Genomic DNA, 11,638 nt, shown 5'->3' on the forward strand with positions numbered 1-11,638 from the left:
CAGATGATCACCACCGACGATGGCCTGCGCGCTGTCTGCGAAGCGGCAAGCACGGCCTCCGCCGTCGCTCTGGATACGGAATTTGTCCGCACCCGCACCTATTACCCGCAGCTGGGCCTGCTGCAGCTGTTCGACGGCCAGCAGGTCTCTCTGATCGATCCCTTGACGATTAACGACTGGGCGCCGATGCGCGACCTGCTGCTCAACCAGGATGTGACTAAATACCTGCATGCCGGCAGCGAAGATTTAGAAGTCTTCCTTAATGCATTTAACCTGATGCCGCAGCCGCTGATTGACACCCAGATCCTGGCGGCCTTCTGCGGCCGCCCAATGTCCTGGGGCTTCGCCTCGATGGTGGAAGAGTATTCCGGGGTAGCGCTGGATAAAAGCGAATCCCGCACCGACTGGCTGGCGCGCCCGCTGACTGAGCGTCAGTGTGAATATGCCGCGGCCGACGTCTGGTATCTGCTGCCGATTGCCAGCCAGTTAATGGCGGAGACCGATCGCGCTGGCTGGCTGCCGGCGGCGCTCGACGAGTGCCGCGTGATGCAGCAGCGTCGTCAGGAGGTGGTCGACCCGGCCGAGGCCTGGCGCGATATCGGCAACGCCTGGCAGCTGCGTACCCGCCAGCTGGGTTGTCTGCAGCTGTTGGCGGAGTGGCGCCTGCGCAAAGCGCGCGAGCGCGACCTGGCGGTAAACTTTGTGGTGCGGGAAGAGCATCTGTGGAGCGTGGCGCGCTATATGCCCACCAGCCTGGGCGAGCTCGACAGCCTCGGGTTGTCCGGTAGCGAAATTCGCTTCCACGGCAAAACGCTGATTAGCCTGGTCGAAAAAGCGCAGGCGCTGCCGGAGTCGGCCCTGCCGGCGCCGCTGCAGAACCTGATCGACATGCCGGGCTACCGCAAAGCCTTTAAAGATATTAAAGCGCTGGTGCAGGAAGTGAGCACGGAGAAGGGCGTAAGCGCGGAGCTGCTGGCGTCGCGTCGGCAGATCAACCAGCTGCTGAACTGGCACTGGCAGCTGAAAACGCAAGCCGGTGAACCTGAGCTGATTTCCGGTTGGCGCGGGGAGCTGATGGCCGAGCGGCTGAAGACGCTGTTAAACGACTATCCGCGCTAGTTCGCGGCCAGGTTCAGACCATTAAAAAACCGGCGGCGCGTGGCGTAGCCGGTTTTTTTTCGCGATAGCGCGACAGGTCAGGATTTCGACTCTTCCGTTTCGGGTAGGGTCACGTTCAGCTCAAGAATGGATATATCCCCGTCCCGCTGCTCCAGCTGCACGCTGACCATCTCCGGGTCGATCTGTACGTATTTACAGATCACTTCCAGGATATCTTTGCGTAACTGCGGCAGGTAATGCGGCTCCGCGTCTCCGCGGCGGCGCTCGGCGACGATGATTTGCAGGCGTTCTTTCGCAATATTAGCCGTGTTCTTTTTTCGCGAGAGAAAAAAGTCGAGTAAAGCCATAATTTATCCTCCGAACAGGCGTTTGAGGAATCCTTTCTTCTCTTCTTCAATGAAGCGGAAAGGGCGTTCTTCTCCGAGCAGACGTTCAACGGTATCGGCATAGGCTTTGCCTGCGTCCGAGGCGGCATCGAGGATCACCGGCTCACCCTGGTTGGATGCGCGCAGGACTGACTGGTCTTCCGGGATCACGCCTACCAGGTTGATGCGCAGAATTTCCAGCACGTCTTCCATGCTCAGCATATCGCCTTTATTAACGCGGCCTGGATTGTAGCGGGTCAGCAGCAGATGTTCTTTGATTGGCTCTTCGCCATTTTCCGCGCGGCGGGATTTAGAGGCGAGAATGCCAAGGATACGGTCGGAGTCGCGAACGGAGGAGACTTCCGGGTTAGTGGTGATGATGGCTTCATCAGCAAAGTAAAGCGCCATCAGCGCACCGGTTTCAATGCCTGCCGGGGAATCACAGACGATGAAATCGAATTCCATTTTCTTCAGTTCTTCGAGAACCTTGTCGACGCCTTCGCGAGTCAGAGCGTCTTTATCCCGGGTCTGGGAAGCCGGGAGAATGTAGAGATTTTCCGTGCGCTTATCTTTAATCAGCGCCTGGTTCAGTGTGGCATCGCCCTGAATGACGTTGACGAAATCATAAACGACGCGACGTTCGCAGCCCATAATCAGGTCGAGGTTACGCAGGCCGATGTCGAAGTCGATAACGACGGTTTTCTTTCCCTTCTGGGCCAAACCTGTAGCGATGGCCGCGCTGGAGGTGGTCTTGCCAACGCCCCCTTTACCCGAAGTCACAACAATAATGCGTGCCATAGAAATTCCTTGTTAAAAAGGGATTAATTTAACGGTTGAATTGCCAAAGCGCTTTCACCTAAACGCAGGCGCGCCGCTTTGCCATAAAATTCGGCCGGGATGTTATCGCTCAGCCAATATTCCCCGGCGATGGAGACCAGCTCCGCCGCAAGGTGGGTACAAAATATCTGGGCGTCTCTGTCGCCACCGGCGCCTGCCAGCGCGCGTCCTCGCATCATGCCATATACATGGATATTTCCGTCAGCGATAAGTTCCGCACCGGCACTCACATGATTTGTAACAATAAGATCACAGTGTGGCGCATAAATGCGCTGACCGGAACGTACCGGCTGATCAATCAAACGCGTTTTTGTGATCTGACTAGCAACTGGCGGCGGCGGGGTGGGTTCGGACGGTGCCGGACGAGAGGCTTTTTCTTTCCCTTCGGTTAATAACGGGATGCCGGCGCGGTCGATTTCGGTTTTCAGGCGCGGAATTTTGCATCCGCTAACGCCCATAATACGTAAACCGGTCGCGGCGATAGCCTCGTTGATGGCGCGCCATTCTACCTCCTCCTCAATGCTGGCGATATTCACCACCACCGGAGCATGACGTAAAAAGGCGGGAGCCTGGGCGATTTTGTCTTCTAACGCCTGACGAATAACCTCGGGATTTGCATCGTGCAAATGAACGACAGATAACGTGAAGCTACTGCCTTTAAGTTCGATTGGCGTATTTGACATCCTGGCCTTACTCAATTTGCTGTTTATCAACCGCCGAAGTGCGGTGATATTCCGAAGACTAAAAGGCATGTTATAGTCACTCATATATTGAGGCAAGTGACCACGGGTCTAATTCCGAGTAAAACTATGTTTTGTGTGATCTATCGAAGTACTAAACGTGAACAAACCTATTTATACGTCGAAAAAAAGGACGATTTCTCGCGCGTTCCTGACGAGCTAATGCGCAGCTTTGGCACGCCGCAAATGGCGATGCTGCTGCCGCTGGATGGGCGCAAAAAACTGGTTAACGCCGATCTGGAAAAAGTGAAACAGGCGTTAAGCGAACAGGGCTATTACCTGCAACTGCCTCCGCCGTCTGAAAATCTACTAAAGAAACACCTGGCGGAACAGGGGAAACAATCCGATTAACCCACGAGGGAAAATAATGTACCAACATCATAACTGGCAGGGTGCGCTTCTGGATTATCCAGTAAGCAAAGTAGTGTGCGTCGGCAGTAATTATGCGAAACACATCAAGGAAATGGGCAGTGCGACGCCGGAAGAGCCGGTGCTGTTTATTAAACCTGAGACTGCGCTGTGCGATCTTCGTCAGCCGTTGGTGCTTCCTGAGGGGCTGGGCTCGGTGCATCACGAAGTCGAGCTGGCGGTGCTTATCGGCAGCACGCTGCGTCAGGCGACGGAAGAGCATGTGCTGAAAGGGATTGCCGGCTATGGTGTCGCGCTGGATCTCACGCTGCGCGACCTGCAGGCGAAAATGAAAAAAGCGGGACAACCCTGGGAGAAGGCCAAAGGCTTCGATAACGCCTGTCCGATCTCCGGCTTTATCCCGGCCGCTGAGTTCCACGGCGACCCGCAGAATACGTCGTTAAGCCTGAAGATTAATGGCGAAGTGCGCCAGCAGGGCACCACTGCCGACATGATCCATAGGATTGTGCCGCTGATCGCCTATATGTCGCGCTTCTTTACCCTCAAAGCCGGGGATGTGATCCTCACCGGCACCCCGGAAGGCGTGGGGCCGCTGCACAGCGGTGACGAGCTGGAGGTCGGCTTCAACGGCCTGGCGCTCACTACCCGCGTGCTGTAAGCGCTATTTGCCGCCTTTTGGGGCGGCAAAACTTGCATCGGCGTGCCAGACTGGTTATAAGGTGCACCCTTAACTGGCAACGACGGACACTCCGATGAGCGAACAACCTTTCTGGCAACAAAAAACACTGGATGACATGAGCGACGCGGAGTGGGAATCGTTGTGTGACGGCTGCGGCCAGTGCTGCCTGCACAAGCTGATGGATGAAGACACTGACGAGATCTACTTCACCAACGTCGCCTGTCGTCAGCTCAATATCAAAACCTGCCAGTGTCGTAACTACGCGCGTCGCTTTGAGTATGAGCCGGACTGCATCAAGCTTACCCGCGAAAATCTGCCGACCTTCGAATGGCTGCCGCCGACCTGTGCCTATCGCCTGCTGGCGGAAGGCAAGCCTCTGCCGGCCTGGCACCCGCTGCTGACTGGCTCAAAAGCGGCGATGCACGGCGAACGCATCTCCGTTCGCCATATTGCGGTGCCTGAGTCCACGGTGGTCGACTGGCAGGACCATATCCTTAATCTGCCTGACAGGGCGCGCTAAGCGCCGTCACGCTTTCTTCGCGTGGAACAGCCCGTTTTCACCGTCGGTTTCTTCCGCCACCCAGAAGTGAATATTGAAGCGGGCGTCGTCACTGAGTTCGACGCGGTGCCAGTACTGCGGCGGACTGGTAGCAAACTGCCCGGCATGAATCACGACTTTTTTCTCCGGCTCCGTCGCTTGTTCATTGGCAAAACCGTAATAGGTGACCGTGCCCTCCATGACGCACAGCTGGCCGAAGACGCCAGCCGCGGTGTTGTGGTGGCTCAGCAGGGCGGCAGGGACATTCTCTTTGGTAAAGAATGGGGTGGAGCGTTTAACTTTCCAGTCTGCGGGGATCAGTAAAGATGACATGTGAGCTCCTGTGGGGTTTTAAAAGATGTATTTAATATGCACTTTTTGGCAGCTGTGGTCAACCATAGACATGAAACGATTCAGCGATGCGCAGGAGGCATAAAAAAACGCCCCGCAGGGCGTTTCATTGTGGGCTGTACTCGCCGCGGCTTAACGACCAAACAGATCGCGTTTTTTCGCTTTGAAAGGCTGGGCAACGATCACCAGAATAGCGACCAGCAGATAGGCGGCGAAAATCCCCACCAGCCATTGCGGCATCTCCAGCGACAGGAACTGCCACTGACGTACTGAACAGTCTCCGGACGCAACGAAAACCTGCGGCAGCCATTTATCCAGCGGCAGCCAGGTTGGGAAGCGGGCGGCGAAATCGCAGGTCTGGAACGGTGAAGGGTGCAGCTGGATCATCGTATGCTCCCACGCCAGCTGTAGTCCGCGTATCGCGCTGTACAACCAGATTGCCATGGCGACATAGCGCAGCGGCGTTTTGGGGGCGATAGCGCCCACCAGTCCCGCGCCCATGATGCCGAACAGCGCGCAGCGTTCGTAAATACACATGACACACGGCTGCAGCAGCATCACGTGCTGGAACCACAGCGCGACAAGTTCGAGAATAAAAGCGGTCAACGCCATCAGGAGCCAGGCACCGCGTCCTCTTGAGCACTGGTTTAAATATTGCAACATAATCATTTCCCTGGAAGATGCTAAATCATGGCAGTGTAAACGAAAACCGAACCGACGCCAGAGGCGCGGCGGAAAATATTCCGTAACGGGTTATTGATGCGCCCGGGCGAACCCGGGCAAAAACTGACTCAGGGCAGGCTGGGCGTCACCAGCCAGCCGTGCGCCAGCAGCCAGTCGGTGACTGGCATCAGGGTGAACTCGACGCATAACAGGCCGACCAGCGTCAGTACGATGGTGTAGGGCAGCGCCATCCACACCATACGGCCATAGGAGAGCCTAATAAGCGGCGCCAGGGCGGAAGTCAGCAGGAAGAGAAACGCCGCCTGGCCGTTCGGGGTGGCCACCGAGGGCAGGTTGGTGCCGGTGTTGATCGCTACCGCCAGCATCTCAAACTGGGGCAGGCTGATGGCGCCATGTTCGAGCGCCGCTTTCGCTTCGTTGATGTAGACCGTGCCGACAAACACGTTATCCGAAATGGACGACAGCAGGCCGTTGAACAGATAAAACAGCGACAGCTGCGCGTGCGGCGAGGCCTGCAGGACAAACTCGATCACCGGCGTGAACAGCTGCTGATCGATGATAACCGCGACGATGGAGAAGAAGACCGTCAGCAGCGCGGTAAAGGGCAGCGCCTCGGTGAACGCCTTGCCAATGGCGTGCTCATCGGTAACGCCGGTAAAGGTGGTGGCGAGGATGATCACCGACAGGCCAATCAGGCCGACCTCAGCCAGGTGAAAAGCCAGGGCCACGATCAGCCAAACGCCAATGAGCGCCTGGGCAATCAGCCGCAGTCGCTCCTGACGGCTGCGCTGGGCGCGGCTGCGATCGTCAAACTCCTGCAGCACCTTGCGCACCGTCGGCGGTAGCGGTTCGCCGTAGCCAAACAGGCGATACTTTTCGACCAGCAGACAGGTTAACAGACCGCAGACCATCACCGGCAGGGTCACGGGCGCCATGCGAAGAAAGAACTCGCCAAAATGCCAGCCCGCGGCTTTGGCGATAATCAGGTTTTGCGGCTCGCCGACCATGGTCATGACGCCGCCGAGCGCGGTCCCGACGCCGGCGTGCATCATCAGGCTGCGCAGAAAGCCGCGGAACTGCTCCAGCACCTCGCGGTAGTGCTGCTCGATATGGCTGTCATCGAGCAGGTCGCTATCGTCCGGGCGCGCCGAGGCGACGCGGTGATAGATGCCGTAGAACCCGACGGCGACGCTGATCACTACCGCCACCACCGTCAGCGCATCGAGAAAGGCCGAGAGGAAGGCTGCCGCCAGGCAGAAGGCCAGCGATAGCAGCATTTTGCTGCGGATCCCCAGCAGCAGGCGCGTAAACACGAACAGCAAAAGCTGTTTCATAAAGTAGATACCCGCCACCATGAACATCAGCAGGAGCAGCACCTCCAGATTGCCGGCGATCTCTTCCCGCACGTGCGCCGGGCTGGTCATGCCGATCAGCAGCGCCTCGATAGCCAGCAGACCACCCGGCAGCAGCGGATAGCACTTCAGCGCCATGGCGAGGGTAAAGATAAACTCGACCACCAGCAGCCAGCCGGCGACAAACGGCGCCACGGCGAACACCAGCGGATTTACTATTAAGAAAATGATTAATGCCAGCTTGTACCAGTCCGGCGACTGGCCAAGAAAATTGCGCCACAGCGCGCGGCCATAAGAAATTTCCACGACAGAATCCTTCCCCGTCAATGAGTGCATGGTTTTGTGCATAACGATTGGCAAGAGTACCAGTTGAGCAAAATGAGAAGCAACTTTCTTCGCGCCGCGCTGGCGGTTTGTGAAGATAAGGAAAAGCGCAAAGTAAAAGCGGAAAATGAAACGGCGATCCCTTTTTAATTCACTTGCCATGCTATCTGCGCTATAGCGGCTCTGGTATGATGAGTGCAATTGTAACGCTGTGTAATGGAAATCTTACTATGGTCATTAAGGCGCAGAGCCCTGCGGGTTTCGCGGAAGAGTACATCATTGAGAGTATCTGGAATAACCGCTTCCCTCCCGGATCGATTCTCCCCGCTGAACGCGAGCTTTCTGAGCTGATCGGTGTCACCCGCACAACCCTGCGCGAAGTATTGCAGCGTCTGGCCCGTGACGGCTGGCTGACCATTCAGCATGGTAAGCCCACTAAAGTGAATAACTTTTGGGAAACCTCCGGCCTGAATATCCTCGAAACGCTGGCGCGCCTCGATCACGACAGCGTACCGCAGCTGATTGATAATCTGCTCTCCGTGCGCACCAACATTTCCACGATTTTTATCCGCACCGCGTTTCGCCAGCATCCGGATAAAGCGCTGGCGGTCCTGGACAGCGCCCGGGAGGTGGAGGATCACGCCGACGCCTTCGCCGAGCTTGATTATAATATTTTCCGTGGTCTGGCGTTTGCCTCCGGCAACCCGATCTACGGTCTGATCCTCAACGGCATGAAGGGGTTGTATACCCGCATCGGCCGCCACTATTTCTCCAGCCCGGAAGCGCGCAGCCTGGCGCTCGGTTTCTATCATCAGCTGGCGAAAGTGTGTGAGGCTGGCCTGCATGACCAGGTTTACGAGCTGGTTCGTCGCTACGGCCATGACAGCGGCGAGATCTGGCACCGGATGCAGAAATCGCTGCCCGGTGATTTAGCCATGAATATGCGTTAAGCGGGCTTTTCGCGATCGATATACAGAACAAGGGGGCCAATGGCCCCCTTTGTTATTTTACTCGCCCCGCAATGCTATAGCACGTTCGGCCGCGCCGGGCAGCGGTCCAACAGCTCAATGCTGCCGTCGGCGTTCTGCTGCTCCAGCAGCACATCGAACCCCCACAGACGATGCACATGCTTCAGCACTTCGCGCCGGCCTTTGTCCAGCGGGACGCGGTTGTGCGGCACATAGCGCAAGGTCAGCGATCGGTCGCCGCGCAGGTCAACGTTCCACACCTGGATGTTCGGCTCAAGATTGCTGAGGTTATACTGCGCGGAGAGCTTATTGCGGATCTCGCGATAACCCTCTTCGTTGTGAATCGCCGAGATCTCCAGATAATTGTTGTGATCGTCGTCGAGCACGGTAAAGAAGCGGAAATCGCGCATGATCTTCGGCGACAGGAACTGACTGATAAAGCTTTCATCCTTAAAGTCGCGCATGGCGAAATGCAGCGTTTCCAGCCAGTCAGAACCGGCGATATCGGGGAACCAGTACTTATCCTCTTCCGTGGGCGACTGACAGATGCGCTTGATGTCCTGGAACATGGCGAAGCCCAGCGCGTAGGGGTTAATCCCGCTGTACCACGGACTGTTGTACGGCGGCTGGAACACCACGTTGGTATGGCTGTGGAGAAACTCCAGCATAAAGCGCTCAGTCACTTTCCCTTCATCGTAGAGATGGTTGAGGATGGTGTAGTGCCAGAAGGTGGCCCACCCCTCGTTCATCACCTGGGTCTGTTTCTGCGGGTAGAAATACTGACTGACTTTACGCACGATGCGCAGGATCTCGCGCTGCCACGGTTCGAGCAGCGGGGCGTTCTTCTCCATAAAGTACAGCAGGTTCTCCTGCGGTTCGGAAGGGTAGCGACGAGCGGATTCAATCGCTTTTTCCTCTTCGCGCTTCGGCAGGGTGCGCCACAGCATATTCACCTGGCTTTGCAGATACTCTTCCCGGCTTTTCTGCCGCGCTTTCTCCTCCTGCAGAGAGATTTTTTGCGGACGTTTATAGCGGTCGACGCCGTAGTTCATCAGCGCGTGGCAGGAGTCGAGCAGTTTCTCTACTTCGTCGACGCCATAGCGCTCTTCGCACTCGGTGATGTACTTACGGGCAAAGATCAGATAGTCGATGATCGAGCTGGCGTCGGTCCAGCTGCGAAACAGATAGTTATTTTTAAAAAACGAGTTATGCCCGTAGCAGGCATGGGCCATCACCAGCGCCTGCATGGTGATGGTGTTTTCCTCCATCAGGTAGGCGATACAGGGGTTGGAGTTGATGACTATCTCATACGCCAGACCCTGCTGACCGTGCTTATAGGCCTGCTCGGTCTCAATAAATTTTTTGCCAAACGACCAGTGCGGATAGTTGATGGGCATGCCGACGCTGGAGTAGGCGTCCATCATCTGCTCGGAAGTAATGACTTCGATCTGGTGCGGGTAGGTGTCAAGACGATAGAGCTTGGCGACCCGGTCCACTTCGGCCAGGTAGGTTTCCAGTAACTCGAACGTCCAGTCGGGTCCATCGCTTAAACGGGTGGTGTCCCTGTTCATGGAGTCAATCGTAGCCATTAGCGCGCCCTCGTTGTTGTTGGTTTTCTCTGAACGGAAAACCTCTAAACAAGCATAGAACACGGTGCAGCAAACTGTGCTGTACGCCAATCGCTTTTCTTCGCGATTTCCCCATCTCAAAGCCGTTTTTTTGCCTTGTTTGCAGAATTTAATGCTGGGTAAAAATAAAGCGCAGCATGAGATCGTAAATCTCACAGCGCAGGGCTGGTGCGGTTTGCTGTGAGTTAAGTCACCATAAATAAAGCGTATGTTGAATAATATTTTCAACTGAGTTATCAATTTGTAATTAGATGATTGTTCTTTAACTGTTACGGAGTCGCTATGCGTGTCGTCATACTGGGAAGTGGGGTGGTTGGGGTAGCCAGCGCGTGGTATTTGAGTCAGGCGGGTCATGACGTGACGGTCATCGACCGTCAGCCCGGTCCGGCAGAGGAGACCAGCGCGGCCAACGCCGGGCAGATTTCTCCCGGCTATGCGGCGCCCTGGGCGGCGCCGGGGGTGCCGCTGAAGGCGATCAAATGGATGTTTCAGCGCCATGCGCCGCTGGCGATCGGTCTTGACGGCACCTCGTTCCAGTTGAAGTGGATGTGGCAGATGCTGCGCAACTGCGACACCCGCCACTATATGGAGAACAAAGGCCGTATGGTGCGCCTGGCGGAGTACAGCCGCGACTGCCTGAAGGCGCTGCGCGACACCACCGGCATTCAGTATGAAGGGCGCCAGGGCGGGACGCTGCAGCTGTTCCGTACCGCCAAACAGTATGAAAATGCCACCCGCGACATCGCGGTGCTGGAGGACGCCGGCGTGCCGTATCAGCTGCTGGAAGCGAAGCGGTTGGCGGAGGTGGAGCCGGCGCTGGCGGAGGTCAGCCACAAACTGACCGGCGGCCTGCGTCTGCCAAATGATGAAACCGGCGACTGCCAGCTGTTTACCACCCGTCTGGCGGCGATGGCGGAACAGGCCGGCGTGACCTTCCGCTTCAACACCGCAGTGGATGCGCTGCTGCACGAGGGCGATCGCATTGCCGGGGTGAAATGCGGCGATGAGATTATCAAGGGCGACGCCTATGTGATGGCCTTCGGCTCCTACTCGACGGCGATGCTTAAAGGGCTGGTGGATATACCGGTCTACCCGCTGAAAGGCTACTCATTGACTATTCCGATCGCTCAGGAGGACGGCGCGCCGGTTTCAACTATCCTTGATGAGACTTACAAAATCGCCATCACCCGCTTCGATCAGCGCATTCGGGTCGGCGGCATGGCGGAGATCGTCGGTTTTAACAAAGCGCTGCTGCAGCCGCGTCGCGAAACCCTGGAGATGGTGGTGCGCGATCTGTTCCCGCGCGGCGGCCACGTGGAGCAGGCGACTTTCTGGACGGGCCTGCGGCCGATGACGCCGGACGGCACGCCGGTGGTCGGCCGCACAGCGTATAAAAATCTGTGGCTCAACACCGGCCACGGCACGCTTGGCTGGACCATGGCCTGCGGCTCCGGGCAGCTTATCAGCGATCTGATCTCCGGCCGCACGCCGGCGATCCCTTACGACGATCTGGCGGTTGCCCGCTACAGCCCCGGTTTTACCCCGGCGCGCCCGCAGCACCTGCACGGCGCACACAACTAAGGAGCTTGCATGACCCGTCCGGTAGTGGCCAGCATCGACCTGCTGGCCTTGCGGCAGAATTTACAGATAGTGCGTCGCGCGGCCCCCGGGTCGCGCCTGTGGG

General features: G+C 57.1%; 16 protein-coding genes. 9 read left to right on the forward strand and 7 right to left on the reverse strand.

Going from position 1 to position 11,638, the window contains the following annotated elements; genetic code table 11:
• The first annotated feature begins 3 nt into the window (after positions 1–3).
• Entirely contained in the window at positions 4–1,119 is a 1,116-nt protein-coding gene (gene rnd, locus HMPREF9538_RS20880) for a ribonuclease D (protein ID WP_032457021.1), read from the forward strand.
• 77 nt (positions 1,120–1,196) lie between these two features.
• On the opposite strand, the gene minE is transcribed toward rnd, so the two are convergent.
• The 3 genes from minE to minC are packed head-to-tail and all read right to left on the reverse strand — an operon-like array spanning position 1,197 to position 3,004.
• Positions 1,197–1,466, reverse strand: coding sequence for a cell division topological specificity factor MinE (gene minE, locus HMPREF9538_RS20875; protein WP_002910902.1), 270 nt, complete (start codon positions 1,464–1,466; stop codon positions 1,197–1,199).
• A gap of 3 nt (positions 1,467–1,469) precedes the next feature.
• Positions 1,470–2,282 carry a septum site-determining protein MinD gene (gene minD, locus HMPREF9538_RS20870; RefSeq protein ID WP_002910900.1) on the reverse strand — a complete coding sequence of 271 codons (813 nt, stop codon included), beginning with the start codon at positions 2,280–2,282 and terminating at the stop codon, positions 1,470–1,472.
• A gap of 23 nt (positions 2,283–2,305) precedes the next feature.
• A complete protein-coding gene (gene minC / locus HMPREF9538_RS20865) occupies positions 2,306–3,004 on the reverse strand; it encodes a septum site-determining protein MinC (protein ID WP_002910899.1) in 699 nt (232 codons plus the stop codon).
• A gap of 126 nt (positions 3,005–3,130) precedes the next feature.
• Here minC and HMPREF9538_RS20860 point away from each other — a divergent pair, with 126 nt between their 5' ends.
• From HMPREF9538_RS20860 to HMPREF9538_RS20850, 3 genes are all read left to right on the forward strand, one after another.
• Positions 3,131–3,412: a YcgL domain-containing protein gene (locus HMPREF9538_RS20860; RefSeq protein WP_002910898.1), complete on the forward strand. Its 282-nt coding sequence runs from the start codon at positions 3,131–3,133 to the stop codon at positions 3,410–3,412.
• Between the two features lie 16 nt (positions 3,413–3,428).
• Positions 3,429–4,088, forward strand: a complete 660-nt coding sequence (locus HMPREF9538_RS20855) for a fumarylacetoacetate hydrolase family protein (RefSeq protein ID WP_004180422.1) — start codon at positions 3,429–3,431, stop codon at positions 4,086–4,088.
• A 94-nt stretch (positions 4,089–4,182) separates the two neighbouring features.
• Positions 4,183–4,629 (forward strand): YcgN family cysteine cluster protein, encoded by a 447-nt coding sequence (locus HMPREF9538_RS20850; protein ID WP_002910896.1) that lies wholly within the window; start codon positions 4,183–4,185, stop codon positions 4,627–4,629.
• Between the two features lie 6 nt (positions 4,630–4,635).
• On the opposite strand, the gene HMPREF9538_RS20845 is transcribed toward HMPREF9538_RS20850, so the two are convergent.
• The 3 genes from HMPREF9538_RS20845 to nhaB form a co-directional block, all read right to left on the reverse strand.
• Positions 4,636–4,980: a DUF1971 domain-containing protein gene (locus HMPREF9538_RS20845; RefSeq protein WP_002910895.1), complete on the reverse strand. Its 345-nt coding sequence runs from the start codon at positions 4,978–4,980 to the stop codon at positions 4,636–4,638.
• 150 nt (positions 4,981–5,130) lie between these two features.
• Positions 5,131–5,661: a disulfide bond formation protein DsbB gene (dsbB, locus tag HMPREF9538_RS20840; protein WP_002910894.1), complete on the reverse strand. Its 531-nt coding sequence runs from the start codon at positions 5,659–5,661 to the stop codon at positions 5,131–5,133.
• A 128-nt stretch (positions 5,662–5,789) separates the two neighbouring features.
• Entirely contained in the window at positions 5,790–7,340 is a 1,551-nt protein-coding gene (gene nhaB / locus HMPREF9538_RS20835) for a sodium/proton antiporter NhaB (RefSeq protein ID WP_004180420.1), read from the reverse strand.
• 36 nt (positions 7,341–7,376) lie between these two features.
• Between nhaB and HMPREF9538_RS33130 the strand changes: the two genes are divergently transcribed.
• A complete protein-coding gene (locus HMPREF9538_RS33130; RefSeq protein ID WP_004163532.1) occupies positions 7,377–7,508 on the forward strand; it encodes a hypothetical protein in 132 nt (43 codons plus the stop codon).
• 80 nt (positions 7,509–7,588) lie between these two features.
• Positions 7,589–8,308: a fatty acid metabolism transcriptional regulator FadR gene (fadR, locus tag HMPREF9538_RS20830; protein WP_002910890.1), complete on the forward strand. Its 720-nt coding sequence runs from the start codon at positions 7,589–7,591 to the stop codon at positions 8,306–8,308.
• Positions 8,309–8,382: 74 nt separating this feature from the next.
• Here fadR and HMPREF9538_RS20825 read toward each other — a convergent pair whose 3' ends face one another.
• A complete protein-coding gene (locus HMPREF9538_RS20825) occupies positions 8,383–9,915 on the reverse strand; it encodes a SpoVR family protein (RefSeq protein WP_032419809.1) in 1,533 nt (510 codons plus the stop codon).
• Positions 9,916–9,991: 76 nt separating this feature from the next.
• Here HMPREF9538_RS20825 and HMPREF9538_RS32115 point away from each other — a divergent pair, with 76 nt between their 5' ends.
• The 3 genes from HMPREF9538_RS32115 to HMPREF9538_RS32770 form a co-directional block, all read left to right on the forward strand.
• On the forward strand, positions 9,992–10,138 hold the full coding sequence (locus tag HMPREF9538_RS32115) for a hypothetical protein (protein WP_004145506.1): 147 nt from the start codon (positions 9,992–9,994) through the stop codon (positions 10,136–10,138).
• A 98-nt stretch (positions 10,139–10,236) separates the two neighbouring features.
• The gene (locus HMPREF9538_RS20815; RefSeq protein WP_004175465.1) at positions 10,237–11,535 is read left to right on the forward strand and encodes a D-amino acid dehydrogenase; all 1,299 of its coding nucleotides are present in this window, start codon (positions 10,237–10,239) and stop codon (positions 11,533–11,535) included.
• Between the two features lie 9 nt (positions 11,536–11,544).
• The coding region (locus tag HMPREF9538_RS32770; RefSeq protein ID WP_228701552.1) for a hypothetical protein at positions 11,545–11,638 on the forward strand (94 nt) is incomplete at its 3' end.

Source organism: Klebsiella sp. MS 92-3 (assembly GCF_000195655.1).
Taxonomy (GTDB): Bacteria; Pseudomonadota; Gammaproteobacteria; order Enterobacterales; family Enterobacteriaceae; genus Klebsiella; species Klebsiella pneumoniae.